At 53.9% G+C, this 26,023-nt stretch carries 23 protein-coding genes; 16 read left to right on the top strand and 7 right to left on the bottom strand.

Going from position 1 to position 26,023, the window contains the following annotated elements:
- Positions 1-644 precede the first annotated feature (644 nt).
- The 7 genes from F3G95_RS12065 to F3G95_RS12035 form a co-directional block, all read right to left on the bottom strand.
- Positions 645-884: an HPr family phosphocarrier protein gene (locus tag F3G95_RS12065; protein WP_015564590.1), complete on the bottom strand. Its 240-nt coding sequence runs from the start codon at positions 882-884 to the stop codon at positions 645-647.
- A 15-nt stretch (positions 885-899) separates the two neighbouring features.
- Positions 900-1,859 (bottom strand): carbohydrate kinase, encoded by a 960-nt coding sequence (locus F3G95_RS12060; protein WP_149795147.1) that lies wholly within the window; start codon positions 1,857-1,859, stop codon positions 900-902.
- 9 nt (positions 1,860-1,868) lie between these two features.
- Positions 1,869-3,251, bottom strand: coding sequence for an MFS transporter (locus F3G95_RS12055; RefSeq protein WP_149795146.1), 1,383 nt, complete (start codon positions 3,249-3,251; stop codon positions 1,869-1,871).
- Between the two features lie 33 nt (positions 3,252-3,284).
- Entirely contained in the window at positions 3,285-3,677 is a 393-nt protein-coding gene (locus F3G95_RS12050; protein ID WP_117476342.1) for a VOC family protein, read from the bottom strand.
- Entirely contained in the window at positions 3,674-4,735 is a 1,062-nt protein-coding gene (locus F3G95_RS12045; RefSeq protein WP_005940978.1) for an NAD(P)-dependent alcohol dehydrogenase, read from the bottom strand. The genes F3G95_RS12050 and F3G95_RS12045 overlap by 4 nt, the downstream gene beginning before the upstream one ends.
- A 185-nt stretch (positions 4,736-4,920) precedes the next feature.
- Positions 4,921-6,048 (bottom strand): ROK family transcriptional regulator, encoded by a 1,128-nt coding sequence (locus F3G95_RS12040; protein ID WP_044953544.1) that lies wholly within the window; start codon positions 6,046-6,048, stop codon positions 4,921-4,923.
- Positions 6,049-6,261: 213 nt separating this feature from the next.
- Positions 6,262-6,510 (bottom strand): DUF6061 family protein, encoded by a 249-nt coding sequence (locus F3G95_RS12035; RefSeq protein WP_149795144.1) that lies wholly within the window; start codon positions 6,508-6,510, stop codon positions 6,262-6,264.
- A 429-nt stretch (positions 6,511-6,939) separates the two neighbouring features.
- Here F3G95_RS12035 and F3G95_RS12025 point away from each other — a divergent pair, with 429 nt between their 5' ends.
- From F3G95_RS12025 to F3G95_RS11950, 16 genes are all read left to right on the top strand, one after another.
- On the top strand, positions 6,940-7,122 hold the full coding sequence (locus F3G95_RS12025; RefSeq protein WP_149795143.1) for a hypothetical protein: 183 nt from the start codon (positions 6,940-6,942) through the stop codon (positions 7,120-7,122).
- A 567-nt stretch (positions 7,123-7,689) separates the two neighbouring features.
- Positions 7,690-9,222, top strand: a complete 1,533-nt coding sequence (locus F3G95_RS12020; RefSeq protein ID WP_149795142.1) for a class I SAM-dependent DNA methyltransferase — start codon at positions 7,690-7,692, stop codon at positions 9,220-9,222.
- Positions 9,222-10,364: a restriction endonuclease subunit S gene (locus tag F3G95_RS12015; protein ID WP_149795141.1), complete on the top strand. Its 1,143-nt coding sequence runs from the start codon at positions 9,222-9,224 to the stop codon at positions 10,362-10,364. The genes F3G95_RS12020 and F3G95_RS12015 overlap by 1 nt, the downstream gene beginning before the upstream one ends.
- A 288-nt stretch (positions 10,365-10,652) precedes the next feature.
- Complete coding sequence (locus F3G95_RS12010; protein ID WP_188117554.1) at positions 10,653-11,447, top strand: endonuclease/exonuclease/phosphatase; 795 nt, start codon at positions 10,653-10,655, stop codon at positions 11,445-11,447.
- Positions 11,447-12,046 (top strand): hypothetical protein, encoded by a 600-nt coding sequence (locus tag F3G95_RS12005; RefSeq protein WP_149795139.1) that lies wholly within the window; start codon positions 11,447-11,449, stop codon positions 12,044-12,046. Before F3G95_RS12010 ends, F3G95_RS12005 begins: the two co-directional genes overlap by 1 nt.
- 17 nt (positions 12,047-12,063) lie before the next feature.
- Positions 12,064-15,450, top strand: a complete 3,387-nt coding sequence (locus tag F3G95_RS12000) for a DEAD/DEAH box helicase family protein (protein ID WP_149795138.1) — start codon at positions 12,064-12,066, stop codon at positions 15,448-15,450.
- Positions 15,451-15,561: 111 nt separating this feature from the next.
- Entirely contained in the window at positions 15,562-17,019 is a 1,458-nt protein-coding gene (locus tag F3G95_RS11995; protein ID WP_243130379.1) for an ATP-binding protein, read from the top strand.
- Between the two features lie 265 nt (positions 17,020-17,284).
- Complete coding sequence (locus tag F3G95_RS14095) at positions 17,285-17,410, top strand: hypothetical protein (RefSeq protein ID WP_279240239.1); 126 nt, start codon at positions 17,285-17,287, stop codon at positions 17,408-17,410.
- A 290-nt stretch (positions 17,411-17,700) separates the two neighbouring features.
- Entirely contained in the window at positions 17,701-18,588 is an 888-nt protein-coding gene (locus F3G95_RS11985) for a LysR family transcriptional regulator (protein WP_149795136.1), read from the top strand.
- Positions 18,589-18,749: 161 nt separating this feature from the next.
- Positions 18,750-20,318: a lipase family protein gene (locus F3G95_RS11980; protein WP_149795135.1), complete on the top strand. Its 1,569-nt coding sequence runs from the start codon at positions 18,750-18,752 to the stop codon at positions 20,316-20,318.
- Positions 20,319-20,499: 181 nt separating this feature from the next.
- Positions 20,500-22,152: an InlB B-repeat-containing protein gene (locus F3G95_RS11975; protein WP_188117553.1), complete on the top strand. Its 1,653-nt coding sequence runs from the start codon at positions 20,500-20,502 to the stop codon at positions 22,150-22,152.
- The gene (gene lepB / locus F3G95_RS11970; protein ID WP_243130377.1) at positions 22,149-22,706 is read left to right on the top strand and encodes a signal peptidase I; all 558 of its coding nucleotides are present in this window, start codon (positions 22,149-22,151) and stop codon (positions 22,704-22,706) included. The genes F3G95_RS11975 and lepB overlap by 4 nt, the downstream gene beginning before the upstream one ends.
- A gap of 42 nt (positions 22,707-22,748) precedes the next feature.
- Positions 22,749-23,756 carry an FctA domain-containing protein gene (locus tag F3G95_RS11965; protein ID WP_149795133.1) on the top strand — a complete coding sequence of 336 codons (1,008 nt, stop codon included), beginning with the start codon at positions 22,749-22,751 and terminating at the stop codon, positions 23,754-23,756.
- A gap of 25 nt (positions 23,757-23,781) precedes the next feature.
- The gene (locus tag F3G95_RS11960; RefSeq protein ID WP_243130376.1) at positions 23,782-24,585 is read left to right on the top strand and encodes a class B sortase; all 804 of its coding nucleotides are present in this window, start codon (positions 23,782-23,784) and stop codon (positions 24,583-24,585) included.
- Complete coding sequence (locus tag F3G95_RS11955) at positions 24,582-25,352, top strand: FctA domain-containing protein (protein ID WP_149795132.1); 771 nt, start codon at positions 24,582-24,584, stop codon at positions 25,350-25,352. The genes F3G95_RS11960 and F3G95_RS11955 overlap by 4 nt, the downstream gene beginning before the upstream one ends.
- Positions 25,345-25,986 (top strand): sortase, encoded by a 642-nt coding sequence (locus tag F3G95_RS11950; protein WP_149795131.1) that lies wholly within the window; start codon positions 25,345-25,347, stop codon positions 25,984-25,986. Before F3G95_RS11955 ends, F3G95_RS11950 begins: the two co-directional genes overlap by 8 nt.
- The last annotated feature ends 37 nt before the right edge of the window (positions 25,987-26,023 follow it).

Raw genomic sequence — 26,023 nt, 5'->3', positions numbered from 1 at the left:
GCAATGCACGTTGAAAATTTTGCAGAGCAAAACGTGTGAAAAGGCAAAGCCCCTGCTCATGGTCACCGTTCACACCGAACGCAGTTCCTGCCCCTGTTTTGCAGCGGCGTTGTCCGGCTCGCCCACAGAAAGTGTGAGGTCATGGCGCAGTATCTCGTTCAGACGGCTTATGTAAGATTCAAGGTACAGTATGAAGAAAGCCGGGCGCAGTGCGGACACTACAACCTGCTTCTTTCAAGCACAAGAATAACACTTTGCGGTTGTGCAGTCAACAACCAAAAACAAATTTCGGAAGATTGAACAACTACATAAGATTTTATTTGTGAAAAAGAAAAATACCGCCCATGCAGCGCAGCGATGGATTTTGTCGGGTGAATCGGCGGCAAAATAGATCGGGTGTGTTGCGGGGCGGTAAAAATCTTCATGGGGAATAAATCCTCGCCGTTCTGTACTTTTCTACAAAATTGGTGGGATTTGCGATAAAGGGTATCATGGATTGCGGAGCGCGTCAAGATGGTTTTGCAAATTTTATTGCAGTAAAGCAGTGATAGTAAGACTTAAACAAATCAAAACACCGCCCGATTCTGGTGAAGGAGAACCAGAATTGAACGGTGCAAATGGAAGAAGGAGAAAAGCGTAGAAAATCAGACGATGCAATCTGGGAGCAGCGCATGGAGCTGTGTCAGCAGTTCTTCGCAGGAATCGGAATAAATCACAAGGGTAAGCGGATTGCTCAGGTCGAGACTGTAAATGCCAAGCAGGGATTTGGCATCAATGGTATATCGCCCGGAGACTAAGTCCATCTCATAGGGATATTTGGACAGCAAATCTACAAAGTCCTTGACCTGATCGACCTGCCGCATTCTGATCTGTAATTTTGTCATAGGGTATCCTTTCTTTTACATCAGTGGGATAGAGGCAATGCAGTTCTGAATTTCCACCATGGAGGGCATTGCAGGGATTGCGCCGCCCTTTGTCGTGGTCAGACTGCCCGCTGCATTGCCGAAGCGGACGATTTCTTCAAGCTCAAATGCAGGGAGGGTACGCAAATCCTCCGCAGCTTTTCTCCGCAGCTGGTAGTGAATTGCGCCCATGAAAGCATCGCCTGCACCCGTCGTGTCCACGGTAGGCACATCATAGGTGGGAAGATGCCCTGCGCCCACAGCGTTCCGGTAATAAGCACCCTTTGCACCCAGCGATACCAGCACAAGAGATGGCCCCATTTCGAGCAGGGCTTGTGAGCCGCGGGCAAGGTCGCTTTTGTTTGTGATAAGCTGCATTTCTTCCTCGGAAACTTTCAGAAGATCCGCCAGCTTGACACCTTCCTGCATCTGGACAACGGCATCTGCCGGGTGCTCCCACAGAAGCGGACGGTAATTGGGGTCAAAGCTGACCAGCTTGCCCTGCTGCCGTGCATACCGCGCAGCTTCCAACGTGGCGGTGCGGCTCGGGTCGGCGGTCAGAGAGACAGAGCCGAAATGGAAGATGGCAGCATCGTCGATCAGATTCCTGTTGACTTCTGCCGAAGTCAGCATCACATCGGCACCGGAAAAGGTAAAGGAGCGGTCTCCCTTGCTGTCAAGCTGAACGAAGGCAAGGGTCGTGGGAATCTTTTCGTCGATCACCAGACCGGACACATCAATGCCGCTTTCCACAAGGGTCTGGCGGAGAAAATCGCCGAATCCGTCTTTGCCGACTTTTCCGATGAATGCTGTTTTGCCGCCCAGACGGGCATTCATGGCAAGGACATTGGCGGGTGCACCGCCGGGATTCCGGGCAAACAATTCGATGCCCTGTGCATTGGTTCCGTTCGGGGTAAAGTCGATCAGGCTTTCTCCCAAAGCTACAACATCAAACATGGTATCACCTCAACCTGCTTTTTTAGCGTTCAGTTCGGACATAATCTGGTTATACGAACGCTTACTGATTCGGTAGAAGAACAGGACAATCGCTGTTACCAGCCACAGCGCACCGGGAAGCAGCGAGAATGCATAGTGCATCGCATTCTGCACGGCAGCATTCTGCACCTGATTGGGGGCAAAACTCAATGCACTCAGCACACCAGCCAGCGCAGAGGTGCCAATCGCCATGCCCAGCTTGTTCCCCAGTGAAACGAATGCGTACTGGAAACCATCGTTGCGGACACCGGTTTTCCACTCGCCATACTCCACGCAGTCGGGAACGATGGCGTAGATGGCGGTATTGAATCCGCAGAAGAAGAACTGGGACAGTGCAGCGAATGTATAGAACGGAATGGGAGAAGAAACTGCACTGAAGAAATAGAGCGCAATCAGGGAAACGCCGGTTCCGGCAGCGAAAAGGGAAGCAGTGTGCCCTTTGTTGCCTAGCTTTTCAAACACGAAGGGGAATGCCGCAGCACCCAGAATGGAGGGAACGATCAGGATCATCGAGTAGATGGTAAACAGATTCTCGTTGCCTTCCACATATTTGAAGTAATAGAGCAGGTCGGCATTGCGGCCATACAGCGTCACACCGAACAGGAACTGACCCGCCAGTGCAATCAGGTAGGGCTTGTTCTGAAGCGCTGCATCCAACTGCTTTTTCAGTGAGACTTTTTCCCGCTCCGGGGGCTGGACGACCTCTTTGGTTTTGGCGAAACAGAACCAGTGACAGAGGGTGAAGATACCGCCGTAAAGGACGGTCACCAGAAGATATCCCCGTGCTGCATTATCACCGCCAAAAGCAGAGATCAAAGGCAGGGTGATGATGTTGATGATATTGATGGCGATCATGGCACAGACGGAGCGGGAGGTGTTGATTTTCGCACGCTCCTCGATGTTCTGGGTCAGGGTGCCGCAGAGCGTACCATAAGGGATGTTCACGCAAGTATAGCCCAGAACCAGTACACAGTAAGTAATGTACATATACAGGCTCTTAGCACTGTCTGACCATGTGGGGTGCGCCCAGAACGTCAGCACGAGCACCACAGCAGTTGCCGGTGCGCCGAACAGCAGCCATGGACGGTAGCGTCCCCAGCGGGAACGGGTGCGGTCGCTCAGCGAACCGATCACGGGGTCATTGATGGCATCCCAGAAGCGGGAGACCAGCATCAGGAGGGACACTGCCGCCATGCTGATGCCGCAGACATCGGTGTAAAAAATCATCAAGAAGTTGCCAACGAACATCCAGCTGAAGTTGCAGCCCACATCGCCCATGCCGTAAGCGATTTTACTGATCAGAGGGACTTTGATGTTCGTATCCTGCTGTTTCGGCTCTGCTGTGTAACTCATACGGCGCGCTCCTTTCTCCTCTTGACGCGATGCTTATAATTTCTGGCAGAACTCTATTCTCTCTTTATTCGGGCCTTCGACCATGAAAAAGCGAACACCGTTTTCCCAGAACGGCAGTGACTGGATGCTGGAATGCAGCAGGTGCATCCCTGCCTCTTTTGCCGCAGCAAAGGCGGCTTCGATATCGGTCGTTGCCAGAGCTACATGGTCGATTGCTCCGGCCTTTTCCGCCGCACGATGGTTTTCATAGGTTTCGATCATCAGATCGCCAAGCTGAAGAAACGCAACGCGCTCCCCGGCGGCTTTGTTCACCGTTTCCAGCGCAGAAACAAACCCCAGCTTCTTGTAAAATGCAATGGTCTTGTCGAGATCATTTGTTGGGATGCCAATGTGCGCCACACCGGTCAGAACCTGCGGAAAGCTCATACCTTCGTTTCCTCCGCAATCTTCACCACTGCTTTGACGATGTTGGCCTTGTCCGAAATGCTCTTGTCCATGGCATTCTGGATGTCGTCAAAGTCAAAGATGTTGGTCACAATACCCTTCAGATTGATTTTGCCGGAAGCAACGGCATCGATCGCCATGGGGTAAATGTGGCGATAACGGAACACGGTCTTGAAGGTCAGTTCCTTGTCCAGTGCAAGGCTCATAGGCAGGGTCATCTCGCCGGATTTGGAGTAACCAACCAGAACGATGTTTGCACCCTTCTGCGCCATCTCAATGGCCTGGCGGGTAGTGATTTCTGTACCAGCAGTCTCGATAACGAGGTCGCAGCCCAGACCATCGGTCAGGTCGAGAATCGTTTGGACGGCATCCTTTTCGCGGCTGTTGATCACACCGTCTGCACCCAGTTCAAGAGCCTTATCCAGACGCTTCTGCATGATATCTACAACGTAAACACGGGAAACACCCTCGGCTTTCAGCGCCATCATGGAGACCAGACCAATGCAGCCTGCACCCATGACCACCGCAGTCTGACCGGCATGAGCACCGCCCTGATTGGCGGCGTGGAAACCAACGGCCAGAGGCTCGATCAGCGCACCTTCCATGGTGCTTACGTTGTCCGGCAGCTTGAAGCAGAGGTTTGCTTCATGTGCCACATACTCCTGAAAAACACCGTCTACCGGCGGGGTAGCGAAGAACACGACATCCGGGCAGAGGTTGTATTTGCCCTCACGGCAGAACTTGCAGTGACCGCAGGTCTTGCCCGGCTCCAGCGCAACGCGGTCGCCGACTTTCAGATGCTTGACAGCACTGCCAACTTCCACGACTGTGCCGCCCGGCTCGTGGCCCAGCACGAACGGTGGCTTGACCACATAATTGCCGATCGCACCCGTTTCATAGTAGTGCATATCGCTGCCGCAGATGCCAACGTATTCCAGCTTGACAAGAACCTCGTCCTCTTTGGGTGTGGGGATCGGGCGGGTGGTGTAGCCCATCTTGCCGATGCCGTTCATGACTGCAACTTTCATTGTGCCTTTCATAAGATGACCTCCGTTTTTATTTGTTTATTAACTTTTATAAAGTGTTTATGAATGTGACTACAAATTAACACACCGCACAACCAAAGTCAAGCCCTTTTTCGCGGATTCGGAAAACTGCACAAGGAAAAAGCGGCGGAATTGTGCAAAAAATCGAGGACGGCAGGTGCCGTCCTCGATGGGAATGTTTATAGGTTCTGAATAAAGGCTTCGATATGGAGCAGAGCGGCTCCCAGCGCAGAGGCTTCCAGCCTATAGCGGCTGAACTTCAGGTAGGAACTGTCCGGCTCAAACGTATTACGCTCGACCAGCATTTCCCGGAGCGGTTCGCCAAACTCTGCCAGAAAGCCGCCAACGTAGCCGCCAACAATTACATCACAGTCGAAGGTCATGCGCAGATTATTGACTGCTACAGCAAGGTAAGAAAGGTATTCATTCCATGCCGTTTGCAAAGCTGCATTGCCGGAGCGCAACCCGTCAAAGAATAGTGCAAGATTTCCGTCGGTCAGCTGGGAGAGGACTTTTGCAGAGCAATAGGCATCCAGACAGCCCTTTTTTCCGCAGTAGCAGGGGCGGCCATCGGGAACGAGCGTGTTGTGCCCGAACTCTCCGGCACGAAGATGGTCGCCGCCATAGAGCGCTCCACCGGTCAGAATCGCACCGCCGACACTGTTGCTCAGAGAAAGGTAGACAAGGCTGCGGGGAGATTCGAGGTCGCGCACTTCAGCAAGTCCGGCAGCGTTCGCGTCGTTGATGAACCGGCAGGAGAACGGGATGTAACGGCTGAATTCTTCGGTAGGAACATTCCGCAGACCCAAGGCATGAGAGTAAACCAATGTCTGCCCCTCTTTGTCCAGAATACCGGGCAGCGAAATGCCGACGCCCAAGATTTTTTCGACCGGGCAGCCCTCTTTTTCAATCAGCCCCTGCACGATTCCGGCAAGCATTTCCGCATAGGTGTCCGACCGCTCATAAAGACGCTTTTTGCGCTCATAGTGGAGAAGGTTACCGGACAGATCGACCAGAACTGCTCCGACATGATTCTGGGTGATCTCCAGTCCGACCGCAAGTCTGGCATTCCGCACGGGAGCAAATGCTCTCGCCTTGCGCCCACCGGTAGATTCAAAGGTGCCGACCTCCTGCACCAGTCCCATCGCCATCAGTTCTTTGACATTCTGCAATACGGTCGGCCAGCTGTTGTTGACTTTTGCCGCAAGCTCCGGCTGCGAGATTCGGTCGCAGGAAAAAATGCTGCGAATCGTTCGGATGCGGTTGATTTTTTTAACATCACGGTTATTTGCGCCGCTGCCGGTCATGGGCTCACTCACCTCCAAGAGCAGATTCAACATTTGAAAGAAGATTTATAAAGCTCTTTCTTATTATAGAGAATCTGGAGAGATTCTGCAAGGGAAACATTTACAAAAAAGCGTTAGCCGAAAAGAGCGAGTTGCTTATGGATAACAAGCGATGCTACCAGCTTATGGCGAAAACCATAGGTCGGTGAGCATCGGGTTCTTTATGGGATGAGCTTAATCTTCCAGCCTACCATGATCGCAACCAAGCGAGAGATAGTACTCAATCTCCCCTTTCAGCACCATCTGTGCATACTCCAAGGGCTTATTATACAGCAGCCAGTCCAGCTCTGCCCGCTGTGCCGGGGTGTTGCCGTACTCATCCTCGACGGCGATGCAGTCGATGGCAAGAGTGGTGCTATCCTCGAACCGGGCTTCCACCCGGTTGGTGTCCATATTGAAGCGGCAGGAAAGCAGTTTGTTCATGGTGAACCTCATTTCTATATCAAACGGTGTCTGTTCGGATGTCCTAAACCCTGCCATAAAACCGGTGGTTGATTTGTCCATTGGGCTTTGTTTTGCCCGTCTGCACATTTTTGCACACTTTTTGCACACCTGAATAGCTGGATAACGGTTGCAAAGTATTACACTGTATGCAAACAATGCGGTGTGTGCAAAGGCGTGTTTTGCGATGATGCGATAAAAATAATGCTTCTTCGAGCTTTTGAAATTTGACGAATGATGCACCTTGGATTCTTTTAATCAGAGGGCCAGGGATTCGAGTTCCCTCGAGCGCACCAAAAGGACGATAAATCGTTGAGATAAACGGTTTGTCGTCTTTTTTGTTTTATACGGTTTTTTGAGCTTGTACCTATGATTTTTTCAAAAAATTTAGAGGTCAGAGGTACAGAAAAAATGAAGAAGATTCAGAAGAATGCAGCCCGGTTTGATAATCTAAAGCAAGATTTTTTGGACGATAAGAAGTATTCTGGCACAGCAGAAGCCACGTTGAACGGCTATCAGTATGATATTACACGTTTTTTGAAGTTCCTGTCAGATGAACAGTTAGCCGTGAATGAAGCAGGATATATCTTTTGATGACCGAACGATTACATTTCGGCATCTAAAGAATAAACACGTTCAACTGCTGCCAATGTCGGAAGCACTGGAAAGTTGTTTGAAGAAGTATAGGCTTGGGCATCTGTATCGCTCACTGGCTGTGAGCTTCTCAGAACCAACACCATTGCAGCAAGCAGTGCAGACGTATATACATCTGCTATTTTGCGTTGCAAAAGGCTTGTTGGGAAATTCCAAACCCTTTCGGATCTGCACCGTCCCGGCGCAGGCTGCGCGATGGAATCGCTGAATAGCACAAAGGCATGTTGGAGTCCAGATGTGAAGAAAAAACGGCAAGGCAGATAAAATTCGCTTTGCCGTTTTATAGCAATTCAACTTCTTCATGCAACAGCAACAGCGTTGAATTGCATATCGCAAATTGCTGTTTTAACGTTCCGCTAACTTTTTGCCTTGCGATCAAGAAAGCACTTCCGCTAAACACTCTACATTGAAAATGCAATCGTACACTGCTATAATAAAATTGTGATATTATCACCAAAAATTCAAGATGCAAAGCGTTTGCGATTGGCAAACATTCAGGAGGAACGCATGGTAACAGGAGCCATTAAAAATAAGGTAGACAAAATCTGGACGGACATCTGGGCAGGCGGCATCACCAATCCGCTGACCGTCATTGAACAGCTGACCTATCTCATGTTCATCCGGTCACTGGACGAGAAAGAGCTTGCCACCGAAGATTTTGAGAACATGGCGGGCGAAAAGATGGAGCACATCTTCCCGGCCAGCGAAGCAGGACAATCTATGCGGTGGAGCCGCTTCAAGGACAAGGACTCCCGCGAGATTTTCCTGACCATGCAGCAGCGGGTGTTCCCGGCCATCAAAAAGATGAAGTATGGCCGCCTGCCAGACTTTGACGCAAACGGCGAACTGGTGGAGATCGAGGACGACCCCACCCGCCCGGATGAGGGCAACACCGCCTTTGCGCGGTACATGGACGATGCCATGTTCCTGATCCCCACGCCGCAGGTGCTGCAAAAGATCATCACCGGGCTGGAGGATCTTTACACCCACGACATTGCCGACCTTGATATGCAGGGCGACCTATACGAGTATATGCTGGGCAAGCTGGCAACAGCAGGGCAGAACGGCCAGTTCCGCACGCCCAAACACATCCGCGACATGATGGTGGAGCTGGTGCAGCCCACACCGGACGACTTTATCTGCGACCCCGCCTGCGGCACGGCGGGCTTTCTGGTGTCCAGTGCGCAGTACCTCCGCGCCCACTACGAGGACAGCATGACCCCGGAGCAGTGGCAGCATTTTGCCGGCCCGATGTTCACCGGCTTTGACACAGACCGCACCATGCTGCGCATTTCGGCCATGAACCTGATGCTCCACTCCATCACGAATCCGGAAATCGACTACAAGGACAGCGTGTCGAAGCAAAACTCCATTTGCAGCAAGTACACCGTCTGCCTTGCGAACCCGCCGTTCAAGGGCACTGTGGATGCCGAGAGCATCAACGACGACCTGAAAGCCGTCACCAACACCAAAAAGACGGAGCTTTTGTTCCTTGCGCTCTTTCTGCGAATGCTCAAAACCGGCGGACGCTGCGCCTGCATCGTGCCGGACGGCGTACTGTTCGGTTCCAGTAAGGCGCACCAGAGCATCCGAAAAGAACTGATTGAAAACCACCAGCTGCGGGCGGTCATCTCCATGCCCTCCGGCGTGTTCAAGCCCTACGCAGGCGTGTCTACGGCGGTGCTGGTGTTCACCAAGACCGGTGCGGGCGGCACCGATAAGGTGTGGTTCTACGATATGAAAGCCGACGGCTTCTCGCTGGACGACAAGCGCACCGAGGTGAAGGAAAACGACATCCCGGACATCATCGCCCGGTTCCATAACCTCGATGCCGAAACTGACCGCAAGCGCACCGAGCAGAGCTTCTTTGTGCCCAAAGCGGAAATTGCCGCCAATGGGTACGATCTATCCATCAACAAGTACAAAGAGACCGAGTATGTGCCGGTGGAGTACCCCTCGACCACGGAGATCCTTGCCGACCTGCATAAGCTGGAAATGGAGATCACCAAGGGTCTGGCAGAGTTGGAGGAGATGGTGTGATGGCGAAGTTGGGAGAAGTTTGTGCGTTTCAGTCGGGTGGAACACCAAGCAAAAATAAGCCAGAATACTTTGGTGGGGAAATTCCTTGGATTTCAACAACAGCATTAAACGGTGGTAAAATAAATGAAGCTGATGCTGTCGCATGGATTACACCAAAAGCTATTCGAGAAAGTGCGGCAAAAATTGTTCCGGCCAATTCAATTATGGTTGGAACAAGAGTTGGTATCGGAAAAGTTGCAATCAACACTGTTGAAATGTCAACAAGTCAAGATGTAATATCGTTAATTGGCATTGATAAAGACAAGTGGTATAAACCTTATCTATGTAAATTGTTACTATCAAAAAAGGATTACTTTAATTCACAAGCACGGGGAGCGACAATTAAAGGAATCAAGATAGATGTTGTTGCAAATATTGATGTCCCCGAGATAGATTATGCAACTCAAAGAAAAGTGGCGGCCACGCTAAATAAAATTGAGACATTGATTGTTCTTCGCAAACAGCAACTTGCTAAACTGGACGAACTGGTAAAGGCACGATTTGTGGAGATGTTTGGAGATATAAATGTTAACAATAAGAAATGGATGACTTATCCTCTTGGAGAATTGTGTACGATTGTTAGAGGCGGTTCACCACGTCCAATTGAAAGGTATCTGGGAGGTACTATTCCTTGGATTAAAATCGGTGATGCGACAACTGGAGAAAACATTTACTTGAATTCTACGAAGGAATATATTATTCAAGAGGGCGTAAAAAAAAGCCGTATGATAAAAGCGGGAAGCTTGATTTTTGCAAATTGTGGGGTTTCGCTAGGATTTGCAAGAATTATTACATTTGATGGCTGTATTCACGATGGATGGCTTGCGATGGAAGATATTGACGAAAAGCTCGATAAAATATTCTTGTTATATTCTTTGAATCAAATGACTGAATATTTTAGGAAAACGGCGCCGGCAGGAACGCAACCAAACTTAAATACAAATATTATGAAGATGCATCGTCAAATTGTTCCACCCATGGAAATGCAAAAAGCTTTTATATCATTTGTGAAATGTGCAGACAGGCAAAAGCAAACCGTACAGCAGAGCCTTGAAAAGCTGGAATTGATGAAAAAGGCACTGATGCAGGAATATTTTGGGTAACACTCCCTCAGCCGCCTGACGGCGCCAGCTCCCTCAAGGAGGAAGCCTTAACGTGGCCGCAAGGCAAAAGCCTCCCTCCTTGAGGGAGGTGGCACGGCGTAGCCGTGACGGAAGGAGTGGAACCGCAGAGCCTAGAAAAGCTGGAATTGATGAAAAATGTGCTCATGCAAGAATATTTGGGGTAAAATGTTGTACTGTTGAAAGATTGTGCGGTATAATGATAAAAACGATGAAAGCGGCTATGCGGTGAGTTTCAACGAGCTGTTTTGATAATGAGGATGCGAGAACGTGAGATTCTTATTTTGGAATACATACGAAAACACTAACATAAATAGCGTTCTTTGTAACATAGTTGTAGAACAGAAAATAAACGTAATTACATTGGCAGAATATAAATCAGATTTAAATGATTTGATAAAAAGGTTATGGCTAAATGGAGTGATTGTACAGCAATATATAACAGCAGGATGCGAAAGAATTATTGCACTAGGAACGGAAAAATCGGTTGCTCCGAATTTGCAAGACAAGTATTATACAATTCAACAGATAGGTGAAGAGTACCTTTTATGCGCTGCTCATCTGCCAAGTAAATGCCGCAAAGACGATGATACGCAGGAACTGACAATAAGTAGATTTATTAGAGACATTGAGCAGGTGGAAAAGGAATGCAATATTCAAAAAACGATAATTGTGGGAGATTTAAACCAAAATCCATACGAAAGAGGGTGTTTGGGTGCATCAGGATTTCATGGAATTCCAGCAATGGATGATGCCTGTAAAATTGAGAGAACTATTTCTGGGGCTAAATACAAAATGTTTTATAATCCAATGTGGAATTTTTTGGGGGATTTTCATACACCACCTGGAACATACTACTGTAATAATGGAGAGAACGTTAATCCTTTTTGGAATTTGTTTGATCAGGTTTTAATTAGACCTCAGCTCGCAGGATCATTTGTTTCAGACAGTTTAAAAATTTTAACAGGAACATCAAACCTTAGCTTTTTAAATGGAAATAATCATCCGAACACCGCGATAAGTGATCATTTACCAATAGTTTTTGAAATAAGGGAGGATTTATAATGAAGTACGATTTGGGTTTGAATGATAAACTTAATTTCGACAAAGTTGACTTGACCCCAGCAGATATAGTGGTTGAAGAAATTGCCAAAGAGTTGAAGTCTGAAACTAGAGGACTGGTTGACTGTAATGTTAAACCTTACGCAGGGGAAATTTATTCACGCATAGTAACAAAACCATCGAGCATGGCTAGTAGCATGGCAATGCTTACATCAGCACTTGATACCCGTGGACATGAAGAAATTTTTGACGTACAGAATTCACTAGGAGAGTTGATCAATAAGGAAAATAAGTACGAAGTGTATCTGTCAACACCAAAATACAAAAATTACAAATTTAGATTGATGTTTTTGAAATATGACTCAACTATATACCCTGTGACCATTGTTCTAGAGCAAGAAATATCAACGCAACTTCAAAATGCGCATAATAGTTATATTTATAAAATTGGTTCAAGAGAAGAATTTGAAAAATTTATTATAAGTGTTATTAAAACGGAGAAAGTAACGAATATTTTACAACAGTTGGTAAGTTTGGCTGGTAGTGGGATTCCAGAAATATATGCCACTGAAGAAGGTTCATCGTCAAAACAGCTTCGGTAATAGGATGGGGTGCTTTTATGTCCAACTTTACCTTTTTGGCAACAAAACCCGAATACTCCCTCTTCGCTAATTCTGCCATCGAGGCCGAGAAAGTGTTCTCCACCTCCCCGGCGATGTGCGCGGTGGGGTGTCGGAAGGCGTTGGAGCTGGCGGTGAAGTGGGTGTATGCGGCAGACAAGACCATCACGATGCCCTACAAGGACAACCTGCAATCCCTGCTGCATGAGCCGAGCTTCCGGTTCGCGGTGGACCGGGATGTGTGGAGCGTGCTGCCCAGCATCGTGAAGGCGGGCAATCTGGCGGTACATACGGGGCATAGTGTGTCGGCGGCGGATGCAGTGTTCAGCCTGCGGGGGCTGTTCGACTTCATCCAGTGGGTGGATTACTGCTACGGCACGGACTATGTGGAGCGCTCCTTTGATGAAACAGCTATCCCTGGCGAGAAAGTGGCACTGGACGAAAAGAAGATCCGGGAACAGGAAAGTTTACTGTCCCAGAAGGATGCCGAACTGGAAGCCTTGCGCAAGCAGGTGGAGAGCCTTTCGACGGCGTACACGGCCAGCAAACAGCAGAACCAGCAGAGCCGCAGCTTCACCGCAGCCGACCTGACCGAGGCCGAAACGCGGCGGAAGATCATCGACATCGACCTCAAGGCCATGGGCTGGAAATTCACCGGGCCGGCCGCTGATGTGCGCACCGAGTACGAAGTGGACAACATGAACGGCGTGCTGGGGCAGAAGGGCTATGCAGACTATCTGCTGATGGGCAAAGACGGCTTGCCGCTGGCGGTCATTGAAGCCAAGCGCAGCACCAAAGACCCCAACATCGGGCGCAAGCAGGCTCAGCTTTATGCAGACTGTCTGGAGCAGAAGTTTGGCCGCCGTCCGATGCTGTTTACCACCAACGGCTACACCACCTATTTCTGGGATGAGCAGAGCGGCCCGCAGCGTGCCGTGAGCGGGGTGTTCTGCAAGGACGATTTACAGAAACTAATGAACCGCCGCACCGAGAAAAAGTCGCTGGATACCATTGCAATCGACGACAAAATCACCGACCGCTACTACCAGAAAAACGCCATCCGGGCTGTCTGCGCCCACATCGCGCAGGGCTTCCGGCGCAATCTGCTGGTCATGGCAACGGGCACAGGCAAGACCCGCACCGCATCCAGCCTGACCGATGTGCTGAGCCGCGGCGGTCATGTGACCAACGTGCTCTTTCTGGCGGACCGCACTGCGCTGGTCAAGCAGGCAAAGGACGACTTCAAGAAGTATCTGCCCGACCAGTCGCTGTGCAATCTGTGCTCCTCCAAGGACGATAAGGCCGCGCGCATTGTGTTTTCCACCTATCCCACCATGCTCAACGCCATCGACAACGCCAAGACCAAGGACGGCGTGCCGCTGTTTTCGCCCGCCCACTTTGACCTCATCATCGTGGACGAGAGCCACCGTAGCATTTTCAAGAAATACCGCGCCATTTTTGATTATTTCGATGCCATTCTGGTGGGTCTGACCGCCACCCCGAAAACCGATGTAGACCGCAACACCTACGACTTTTTCGAGATGGAGCACGGCATCCCCACCTACGCCTACGATTACGACACGGCGGTCTACACCGACCATGTGCTGGTGCCTTACTACAACTACGAGGTCAAGACGAAATTCACAGAAGAGGGCATCCACTACGACCAGCTTTCACCGGAGGATAAGGCCCGCTACGAGGACGATTTTGCCGAGGACGACACCCTGCCCACCTTTATCCCATCCGAAAAGCTGAATAAGTTCATCTTCAACGCCAACACCGTGGACACGGTGCTGCAAGATCTGATGGAACGGGGCATCCAGACGGCGGGCGGCGACCGCATCGGCAAGACCATCATCTTTGCCCAGAACAAGCGCCATGCAGAGTTTATCCGGGAACGCTTCGGCAAGCTCTACCCGCAGCTGGAGACCCAATACCCGGGATTCATCCAGCGGGTGGTCTGCGACGACGCCTATGCACAGTCCATCATTGACGATTTCAAACAGCCGGACAAGCCGCCGTTTATTGCGGTCTCGGTTGATATGATGGACACGGGCATTGATGTGCCGGAGTGCGTGAATCTGGTGTTTTTCAAAAAAGTACGCAGCAAAACGAAGTTCTGGCAGATGATCGGCCGTGGTACAAGGCTCTGCCCATCCCTTGCCTGCGTGGATGCCATCGACGGCGAATATACGGGCAAACGGCGTTTTCTGATTTTCGACTACTGCGGCAACTTTGAGTTTTTCCGTCAGAAACCCAACGGCTACGAGGGCGCGGACACCAAAAGCCTGTCCGAGAGCATTTTCTGCAAGCAGGTGCGAATCGCCGCCGCGCTGCAGGATGGAGCCTATGCGGACGAAAAATACCAGAACTGGCGTAAAATTTTAACAGAAACCTGCCGTGCCGAAGTGGGAGCGCTGAACCCGGAGCTGGTATCCGTGCGGCTGCACCGACAGGCCGTGGAACACTATCAAAAGCCGGAAGCCTTTGTCAGCCTGACCGAAACGGACAAGGGTACTCTGATGAAAGAGGTGGCACCGCTCATCTCGCTGGACGATAAGGACGAGGCCGCCAAGCGGTTCGATAACTTTGTGTATGGCTTGCTGCTCTGTGAACTGGAAGGTCTGCCGGGGCTGGGCCGCGCTCAGAAACAGCTGCGCAATACAGCAGCAATGCTGGAAGGGAAAGCTACCATCCCGCAGGTGCAGGCAAAGCTGCCCCTCATCCGGGAGGTGCAAACAGACGAATTTTTGACCTCGCATGATCTGCTCCGCTTTGAGGAAATGCGGCAGGAACTGCGGGAGCTTATCAAGTTTCTGGTGGAGGGCGGCGAGGGGCAAAAGCCTGTCCACACGGCTCTTGCCGACCCGGTACTGGAACAGACCGAGGGCAAAACGCTGGATTCCGGCTACGATTTCGGCGAGTACCGGGAACGTGTGAACCGCTACATCATGGAGCACCGCAGCGATACGCTGGCCATCCACAAGCTGACCCAGAACATTCCGCTTTCCCGGGGCGACTATACCGAACTGGAGCATATCTTTACCTGTGAGCTGGGCAGCAAAGAGGACTATGCACGGGAGTTTCGGGATACGCCCTTTGGTCTGCTGGTGCGTAAAGTGGCAAAGCTGGACCACGATGCTGCCATGCAGGCGTTTTCAAAATTTATCAATGACGAATCGCTGAATGCAAAGCAGATCGCGTTCGTGCAGAAGGTCATTCATTACATCGAGCAGAACGGTTATGTGGAAAGCAAAGCGGTTCTGATGAAACCACCCTTTGACCAGCCCATCCTGTTTACTCGCCTGTTTGATGGCAAAACGGGCAGTGAGCTGATGGATACGATCAATTCGGTGAAAGAGAATGCCACCCATGTGACTGCATAAAGCGGTGGAATTTACTGATAAAAACCGATATAATACGTTTGAACGATATTGAACTGAATTGCAGGTGATACCATGCCTTTCCACCACGACCATTACATTGAAGCCTCTCATGTGGATTACAAGGAACGTCTTGAAGAGAAAAAGCCGCGCAGCTGGCTGAAATCCGTGTCGGCATTTGCCAATACCGAGGGCGGACACCTGATTTTTGGCGTAAAGAATGAGCCGCGCGAGGTCGTAGGATTGGAAAATCCGCAGGCTGTGGTAAGCAGATTGACGGAACTTATCAAGGTCCGCATTGACCCTACACCGCGCTATCGGGTGCGGGAGGTCGAAATAGAGGGCAAGTCCTGCGTTGATCTGGAAGTACAGGACGGCCCGGCGTATCCATATTATTATGCCTTTGACGGTTCCCATACGGCCTATGTGCGGCATGGCGACCAGTCCGAAGAAGCCACTTCACGGGAACTGAACGAATTGATTTTGCAAGGCATGAATCAGACCTTTGATGCCCTGCCCAGTTCTTATCGAGTGGGTGATGTCAGTTTTACACTGCTGGCCGCGACGTTTAAGAATCTGAAAAAAGAGGATTTCGACCTTGAAAAAGACTTGCCCTCCGCAGGATTGGTAACAGATGATGGACAAATCACGAATGGCGGCCTATTGCTTTGCGATCAGGGCGTTCTGAAACAATCCCGTATTTTCTGCACTCGCTGGAAAGGCAACTACAAGGGCAGCATTGAAGAAGATGCTCTGGATGACAAGGAATTTCAGGGTGCAAGTCTGATCACGCTGCTGCAAAATGCGGAAGATTTTGTTCGCAACAACAGCAAAAACCCGTGGAGCATCCGTGGTATGACCCGTGAAGAACGCAGTGACTACCCGTATAAAGCCGTTCGTGAGGTGCTGGTCAATGCGCTGATCCATCGGAATTATCAGATTCTTGGTTCGGAGATTCATGTGGAAGTGTTCGATGATCGACTGGAGATCACTTCACCGGGCGGCATGATGAATGGTCGCAGGGTGCAGGATATGGATATCCGGCATATTCCGTCTATGCGGCGCAATCAGGTGATCTCGGATGTGTTCTCACGGCTTGGCTTTATGGAGCGCCGTGGCAGCGGCATTGACCGCATCCTGAACTCTTATGTGGAAGTAGCCCAGAAGCCGACTTTCTACTCGGATTCGGATTTCTTTATCGTCACACTGCCGAATAGAAGTGTAGCGACTCCGGCACAGATCAGTATGGAAAGTGTGGCAAGTGGTGCGGAAAGTGCGGAAACCTCTGCGGAAAGTGCGGAAACTTCTACAGTGCTCCACGGAATGAGTACGGATGCAGAAGTGAGCGAACTTTGCGAAAGGCTGAATGGCACGAGACTAACTGCAAGTACAAAAGAGCGGACGCTTGAACTTTTCAAGAGATATCGGTATCAATATCAGTTCCGCAGCATAAACGTTGCACAGCTATATGGCGTTCAGAAATCTCGTGCATCCTCTATTATCAAGAATCTTATCAAGCATGGATTGGTGACGTCACCAGAATATGGCGTATACCAATTTGTGAAGAAGTAATACCGCTATCAACAGGTGGTTTTTGAAAACCAAGCGGTGAAGCTGTTACAGCCCATGGAACGTCTTAATATAATTTAAATTATCATAATCGAAATTATATTAACCGCCTGCGCAGAATGCCCACTCCCCTGAGAACTCCTCAGACGAGTGGGCATTCTTCTTCCTGCATATTAGATTTACTTCTGTGGTCACTCAAATCGCCACCAAGTCATGGATCAAAAATCATCTGATTTTTTCAAAAATTTTAGGGGTCAGAGGTACAAAAATGAAGAAGATCCAGAAGAATTATGAGCTGAACGCAGGCGAGAGCTTCCGCCTCGACAAGAACAGTCTCCACGGCGTCACGGCGCAGGGCCGCTTCAAGATGAGCCTGCTGCTGGTGTTCGAGTAAAAACATCTGTAGAATGCAGAAGACCGACGGCTTTCCGGGATGGAGGGCGGTCGGTCTTTTTGTTCAAAACAGGAAAATACTGGAACGGAAAAGGACGCAAATATCCCTTATAAATGGCGTTTCAAAAGCAGAAATTTGGCTCAACGTCCAAAATTAAGGTTTGGATGCTTGACAAAGCGGAGATAGGATAGTACACTCAAAAAGAAAATTGATGCATAGCATCCTCAAGGTGAAAAAGATTCACAGAAGAACGGGCGTCTCCGAACTGAAAACGGAAGGAGGCTAGGGACATGACGCTGTTTTCTTACGAAATTTTCGATGCAGTCGCGCGTCAGGGCAGCTTTAACAAAGCGGCCCAGCAGCTGCATCTGACCCCCTCTGCCATCAGCCATGCCATCGCGGTGATGGAGGCTGAGCTTGGCTTTACCTTATTCAACCGCGGCAAAAACGGCGTGACCATGACCAGCTATGGCGCTTCGCTCTACCCGTCCATCCGGGCGGTGCTCAACAGCGACGAGGCCCTGCAGCAGAGCATCGCCCGCCTCAACGGCCTGGAAAAGGGCAAGGTGAAGCTGGGGGCATTCAACTCGGTCTGCGCCGGCCTGCTGCCCCAGATCCTCAAGAGCTTCATGGCAAGCTACCCTCAGATCGAAGTCGAGGTCTATCAGGGTACTTACGACGACGTGAAGGAGTGGCTGCGCACCGGCCAGGTGGACCTGGCCTTCCTGTCCGCCAGCTGCCGCGAAGAGTTCAACCTGACCGAGCTGTTCCGTGAGCCGCTGCTCTGCATCGTACCGCAGGACTGGCCCGAACCGCCAAACGGCATTATGACGCCGGAGCTGATGAACGGCCAGAGCTTTGTCGTCCAGTGCGACGCCACCGACGCTGAGATGCGCCAGTTCCTCAAGAAATACTCCATCTCCACCGAGCGCCGCTGCCACGTCATCGACGACCAGTCCAACATCGCCATGGTGGAGGCGGGCCTTGGCATCTCCATCATGCCCCGGATGCTGCTGCGCAGCTGCACGGCGGCGGTCAAGATCTACCCCATCGAGCCGGAAGAGTACCGGGTGGTGGGTCTGGCTGTCCAGCGCCCCACGGCGATGGCTCCGGCGGTCGAGCAGATGTTCCACCACATCGTGGACTTCTGCCGCCAGATGGACCCGCAGCTTCTCTGAGAATACGAAAATGACCGGGCCGCAGCGATGCGGCCCGGTTTTTACATCCCCGATCGGCAGAGTTGATGATTGAATCCGCTGGAAAAATACGGTATACTATAGCAAATCACCTATACGATAGAAATGTCAGAGGTTTATGAAAGCAGCAAGGGGGAAAGACCATGAAACGACGTGATTTCTGTAAAGCGCTGGTTTGCAGTGCAGCTCTTGCGCCCGGGCTGGCACTGCCCCGGGCTGAGGCAGCGGCAAAAAGCCAGACGGTGGGCCGGGCAGTCCCGGCAGGCAATTATACAATGTCCTTCCGCAGCGAGCTGAGCCAGATGGACATCGAGCACGAATATTACTACAGCGACAGTTTTTTTGCGCACACCTCCATCCAGTACGACCACCAGCTGGCGCTGGCGACGCTGGGCATGGTGACGGCTGCTTTCAATACCTGGGCCAGCGATGCGAAATACTGGGCCAACGGGGACGTGGGCCGCGAAGACAGCCTCGATGCAGCCTATACCAAGCTGGGCTTCGGCGACGTGAAATACCGCTATTATGATGTCGATGTGGGCAAGGCGGGCGACTTCGTGGGCTGGTCCACGGCCCGCAAGACCATCACCCTGAACGGGAAGCGCACCACCATCGTGGCGCTCATCCTGCGCGGCGGCGGCTACGGCGGCGAGTGGGTGAGCAATCTGCACACCGGCGCGGGCCACGCCCACAGCGGCTTCATCATCCCGGTGCATGAGGTGTTTGCCGATTTGAAGAACTATCTGGCGGCAGCTCGGCAAAAGGGAGAGCTGGGCGTCGTCAAGCTCTGGATGGGCGGCTACAGCCGCGGTGCGGCGGTGGCGAACCTTCTGGCCGCCCGGGTCAACAGGGAGCTGTCCGGACTGAAACGGGAGAATGTTTTCGTCTACACCTTTGCGACGCCGGTGGCCCTCGGCCCGCAGGACTACCCCGACTTGCAGCAGGATTACGACAACAACCACAACGCCGACGGCAGCCTGAAAGAGAGCTGGGGCGAGAGCAACATCTTCAACATCATCTCCAGCGGCGACATCGTGCCGCATCTTCTGCCCGAGGAGTGGGGCTTCCACCGGAACGGCAATGACCGCTTTCTCCCCTCCACCCGGAACGAGGAAGAGCTGGAAGACCTGAACGAGATGGGCAAGAACGATTTCGGCCCGACGCCGCTGGACTTCAGCTGGCTGGCCACCGACAAAGAGACGAACGAAGTCATGCTCCGTATGGAGGAGTACTTCATCTCCCGCGAGAACTACCATGAGAAGTACGAAGCCGCCCTGATGGACATGACACAGTGCGCCTTCATCCGCTCGGAGGAGGAGGTCACGCAGAACAAAGTTCTGGACGACGGCGAGGTCATCCAGCGGCTGCGCACCCTCACCCATCTGAAGAATATGGATTACTGGAAGATCTCCCGCGCCGTCTGGGCGGCATCCACCATGAGCCGTGCCGTACTCAAGCGGGTCGATGCGGAGAATATCCCCATCCGTGCGCAGCAGATCGTCGTGCCGATCCTGGCCGTGGGCCTTTGCTATGGCCTCGAGAGCGAGGCTGTGAGCCTCATTGCAAAGTACATCCTGATGTTCGTGTCGATGAAGAGCGCGCCCGACGACGCCATCCGGGCGGCGTTCTGCCACCACTGCGAGAATTACATTGCGCTGATGGAATATTACGCCCCCTCCGAGCACTGCATGGAAGCCACCACCCGCACCTGAAAACCGAAAATTCGGAGACAGCAGACCGCTGCCGGAGTCGAAAGACCCCGGCGGCGGTTTTTTCATGCGTAAAATTTTTTGCACTGGCACGCAATGACATCCTTCGTGTCCGGTAAACGGTATCCTGATAACGCAAAGGGCGGCATCCCCGCCGGGAGCGAGAATGAAGGAGGGCTGTTGTATGCGGAATCGACTGGAACGGAGGCGGCTGACACTGCGCGCCGCAGCACTGTGCATCGTGCTGGTACTGCTGTGCGGCTGTCTGCTGCCCGCATTTGCCGAAGGGCCGGAGCGGACGGACAGCGTGCCGGACCAGACATGGGACGAGGAAATAGAGGACGAGCCTGCCTGGGACGAAGAAGAGGACATCCGGACAGACGAGCCGGTGCTTCTGCCCGCGGAAGGCGGCATTCCCGTCGTGGTGGACGGGCTCGACGACATCGGGCTGCCCGACGAGACGCCGACGCCGGACAGCGGAGCCGTCAAAGCGGACGAGCATTTTGAGATGACCTACCTCTTCTGGCTCAGCGAGTCGGACGAGGCCGACGGCGGCCTGCCCTACGCGGAACAGACCGTGGGCAGCGGCGAAGAGCTTCTGATGCCCGAAGAGCCGGAGGTGGAGGGAAAGAGCTTCCGCTTCTGGTACAGCCGGGACGACGAAGGGACGGCGGTCCGCTTCGTGCCGGATGAAGGACCGCTCTGGCCGGAAGCGGACAGCGAGTGCAGCCTCTACGCCTGTTTCACCGACGATGAGGCCCAGCAGGAGGAGCCCGTTTTAGACGAGGAGGAAGACATCGCCGTTCTGCCGGAGCTGTGGGAAGAGCGGCCCGTTGCCGAGGAGGAAACGCCTCTGGATGAGGCGGAGCAGCCCGAAAAAGGCAGATCCCCTGAGGAGGATGCCGACTTGGCCGACGACAGCGCAGCCGAGGATAAAAATGCCCTGCCTGCGGACGAACTTGATGAGGCTGCACAGGGCTGGGAGGATTGGACTCAGGAGGAGTCGGCGGCAGTCTTCCTGCTCAAGACTCCCACCAGCCTGCCCGGCAGCAATGACCCCAGCCAGTGGGCGCCGGACAACAGCGAGTGCAAGTGGGTCGGCAAGGTGAAGACCTACGGCGCGGCATGGGAAGATAACGGCAAGAACATCCTGACAAATGTGTCAGACTATGTTGTATCGTGGCCGGACGGCGCGACTGGCGACGCATGGTCGCTGAAACCGGGCGATGACTACTGGGACGAGGTCGTCAATGAGATATGGGACGAGTATAAGGACACCATCGAAGAGGCTACCGGCGTCGAAGGGCTGACGCAGGAAGATTTGGAGAGCATCGTGGTGACGCCGTACAAGATCTCGCGCAGCAACGGGACAAAACCGGATAAGCACATCGACTGCATCATCAGCGTCAAGAGCAGGAAAAACTTCACGGCCCGGTTCAATGTCCGCGCCCCGGGCGAGGACGACTACAGCATCCGGGAAAGCTGCGAGTACCAGAGCGGCGAGCGGGTGGAAGAGACGACGGCGGACATCGAAAAAGAGATCGACATCGGCGGTGCGCGCTACGTCTTCGACGGCTGGTACAAAGAGCTCCCCGGTTCGGTGACGGATGAGCCGGATCCGAAGGAAAAGGTATCGCAGGACGCGTGGAAAAAGGGCTATGAGCCCACCGACAAAGAGCTGGAAAACGGCGTCGTCAACTTCTATGCCCACTACGTTCTGGCCGATATAGACCCGGACACCGGCGTGGAGACAGACTTCTTCGGGCTGCCGCTGATGCTGTGTGCCGGTGCGGCCGTTCTGGGCTGCAAAAACAGAAAGAAGGAGGAAGATGAGTGAAGGAACCAAACGAGGCGCTTGCCCCGGAGGCCCCGCCCGGGACGCCGGAAGCGAAGCCGGAAAAAAGCCCCCTGCTGCGGGAAGTGCGCAGTCTGGCGGTGCGGCTGGCGGTGTTCGCCGCCCTGCTCTGGGTGCTTCTGACGCAGGTGTATCTGGTGACGCAGGCGTCCGGCAATGAGATGTTTCCCGCCGTGAAGGACGGCGACCTCGTGCTGGGCATCCGGCTGGAAAAAGACTATGCCAAGAATGATGTCGTGGTATATGAGCGCTCGGGAAGGCTGCGGGTGGGCCGCGTGCTGGCCCGGGGCGGGGACATCGTGACCCTGAGCGAGAGCGGCGTTGTGGAGGTCAACGGCTCGGCACAGGGCGGCGGCATCCTCTATCCCACCTACCCCAAATCTCTGCTCAGCTACCCCTACGCTGTGCCGGAGGACAGCGTCTTCATTCTGGGCGACTGCCGCACACAGGCCGAGGACAGCCGTGACTTCGGCCCGGTGCAGTGCAGTGCGGTCAAGGCAAAAGTCATCACCCTCATCCGGCGGCGGGGGCTCTGAGCCGCCAAAAACCATACAAGACAAGATAGGAGGAACTCCAGGATGAAACAGAACAAGGTAGAAAAGCTTCTCGCAGGTGTGCTTTCCATCTCTCTGGCCATGGGCGTCAGCGTCATGCCCGCCTTTGCGGCACAGGTGCAAGGCCCTCCGTATGAGGATATGTCCCGGGTATATCTCACCAAAAACTACGAGCTGGCCAACACGGGTACGCTCTCCCCGGAAGAGACCTTTACGTTTACGATCGACCCGGACACCGTGACCGACGCATCGGAGGGCATTGAAGCCGCAGATTATATGCCGTCTGTCGGCAGTGTGACCTACGCACAGGGCGAAGCCGGCAGCGCGAGTAAGACCAAGAGAATCGAGATCAAGCTGCCCGAGTACGACAGCGTGGGCGTCTACACCTACATCATCCATGAGGCGGCGGGCAACAGCGCAGGCGTGACCTACTACGGCAACGCCATCCTGCTGCGGGTGACGGTCATCGAGCAGGACGGCAAGCTCCGAATTGCCGCTGTCCACACCGAGGACCCGGAGTCCACCGGCGAGGGCAAGAAGGACGACTTCGACAACCTCTACTCTGCCGGTGAGCTGGAAGTCCACAAGGACGTCGAGGGCATCATGGGCAATAAGGACAAATACTTCGAGTTCAGGGTGCAGCTGACCGGCGAGGAGGGCAAGACCTATCAGGACAGCTACGCCATCACCGGCGGCAGCTATGACGCGAACCCCACCTCGATCAAGATCAGGCCCGGCGAGACGACGGAAGCGACTTTCTATCTGAAAGACGACGATACCATCCACATCGAAAACCTGCCCTACGGCGTCGAGTACAAGGTGTCTGAGACGCCGGTCGCAGACTATGTGACGACGGAGACTGGAACCGAGGGCGAAGTGGATGAGGCGGTCGAGCAGGCGAACTTCACCAACACCAAGGGCGGCACCGTGGATGCCGGTGTGGTGCTGGACAGCGCACCCTATCTCTTCACCCTGACGGGTGCTGCGGGCGTCGGGCTGCTGCTGACCCTGCGCCGCCGCCATCAGAAGTAAGCGCGGAGGAAATAAGGCAAGGGAGGTGAGGAACATCCGGTGGCAGAAGATGGCCCTGCGGGCGGCGAACGGCCTGCTGGACGGGGTGACGGCCCTGCTGGTGCTGCTGGCGGTGGTCTGGTCGGGCTATGCGCTGTGGGACAACAGCCGGGTGTACGCCGCTGCCGACAATGTGCAGGCCGGGCTGTTGGCCTTCAAGCCCCAGCCGCAGGAGGACAACAGCCTCTCCTTCGGCCAGTTGCGGGACATCAACCCCGATGTCTGCGGGTGGCTGACGCTGGACGGCACGGCCATCGACTACCCGGTGGTGCAGGGCGAGAGCAATTTCACCTATCTGAACACCGACGTCTACGGCAGCTTTGCGCTGGCGGGCAGCATCTTTCTGGATGTTGACTGCGACGCGGACTTCAGCGGGCGGTATTCCCTGCTCTACGGCCACCATATGGAGAACGGGCGGATGTTCGGCGACCTCGACAAATACAAGGACGGAGCATTCTTCCGCCAGAACACCACCGGCACCCTGACGCTGCCCGGCGGGAGCTATCGGCTGGAAGTGCTGGCCTGCCTTGTGGTGCCTGCGTCGGAACAGGCCATCTTTGCCCCGGGCAAGTGGCGCTTGGACGCAGGCGGGCTGCTCCCCTTTGTGGAGGAGAATGCCCTTCAGATGGATGCACAGGCCCTCCGTGCGCTGGAAAAGGAGCCGGAAGGAGCGCAGTTCCTGGCGATGGCTACCTGCTCGGGGGAGTACACCGACGCGCGGACGGTGGTGCTGGCCCGGATGGAACCAATGTCAGACCTGCAAAACGGAAAGGAGGAGAGCTTATCATGAGAAGGCTCCCGAAAATGGCAGCGGCCCTGCTGGCAGCAGCGCTTGCGGTAAGCGCTGCCCTGCCCGCTCTGGCCGCAGACCAGCGGGCGGAGCTGGAACTGGAGGCGTCCGTCCGCTGCACCGGAGAGGCAGCTGACGAGACGCTGACGGTGCGGCTGACCGCGTTGGACGGCGCGCCGATGCCGGAAGGCTGTGACGACGAGGCTGAGCTGGATTTTCCGGCCCGGGACTGCCGCGCCGCCGACGACAAGACCCTGACGAAGACGTTTGATACCATCGTCTACACCGCGCCCGGCATATACGAGTATACGGTCACTCAGGACGCAGGCGGACGGAAACGGGCCGACTACGACGACACCGTCTTTTACCTGAAAGTCATGGTGGCGTGGGACACCGACGGTGAGCTGAAAGGACACGTGTCTGTCCGGCGGGACGGGGACGACGGGGCAAAGACGGAACTGCTCTTCAAGAACAGCTACCGCAGCACCGACCCCCTTCCCCCGCCGGCGACGCCGCCTTATGTGCCGGATAAGCCGACGCCGACCCCGAAGCCGGTGGAGCAGCCGGGCGAGATAACGGTCATCCGCCCGCCGACACCCTCGGCAGAGATGCCGGATGAAGTCATCCCGGCTGCGGAGCCGGAACCGGTGGGGACCCTCATCCAGACCGGCCAGCTGCTCTGGCCCGTGCCGGTGCTGGCAGGCGGGGGCATCGCCCTCGTGGCGGTGGGCCCCTGGCTGAGCCGGAAGCGCAGACACGATGCGTAGGCTGATGCCGGAGCGGCTCTGCCTGATGCTGGGAAGCGCTTTGGTGCTGGCAGCGGTCTGCCTCTACGTCTACGACCGGCTCGAGGATGCAAGGGCAGGCGCTCAGGCCGATTCGGCGGTGAGCCAGCTGCGCCAGAGCCAGAGCATTGCGGCAGTGTCGGAGGCAGAACGGCCCGCAGACAGTGCGGAAAGCCTGCCCACGGAAGATGCAGAGTCCGGGCCGGAACCGGCTTCGGAAACCCAGGCGTCAAGCGCCGAGCGGGAGTATCTGGGGGTGCTGACCATCCCGGCTTTGGGCTTGGAGCTGCCGGTGCAGACCGAGTGGAGCAAAGCGAACCTCAAGGTCTCGCCCTGCCGTCAATGCGGCAGCACGGCGGGCGGAGACCTTGTCATCGCGGCCCACAACTACAAGTCCCATTTCGGGCGGCTGAGCAGCCTTTCGGAAGGCGACGAGGTGCGTTTCACTTCACAGGACGGCGCTGAGGCAGTGTACACGGTGGAGCGGACTGCGCAGGTCTCGCCCGAAGAACCCGAAGCCCTGCGGGAGGGCGGATGTCCTCTCGTGCTCTATACCTGCACCCCCGGCGGAAAAGCGAGGGTAGTGGTGTATTGCCAGAGAGAAAATGCGGCATGAAAAAACAGGAGCGGAAAGCCTGCGGCTTTCCGCTCCT

The organism is Faecalibacterium sp. Marseille-P9312 (assembly GCF_902497445.1).
Classification (GTDB): Bacteria; Bacillota; Clostridia; order Oscillospirales; family Ruminococcaceae; genus Faecalibacterium; species Faecalibacterium longum.
The sequence above is the reverse complement of the archived record's forward strand: the minus strand, read 5'-3'. Positions and strand labels throughout refer to the sequence as shown.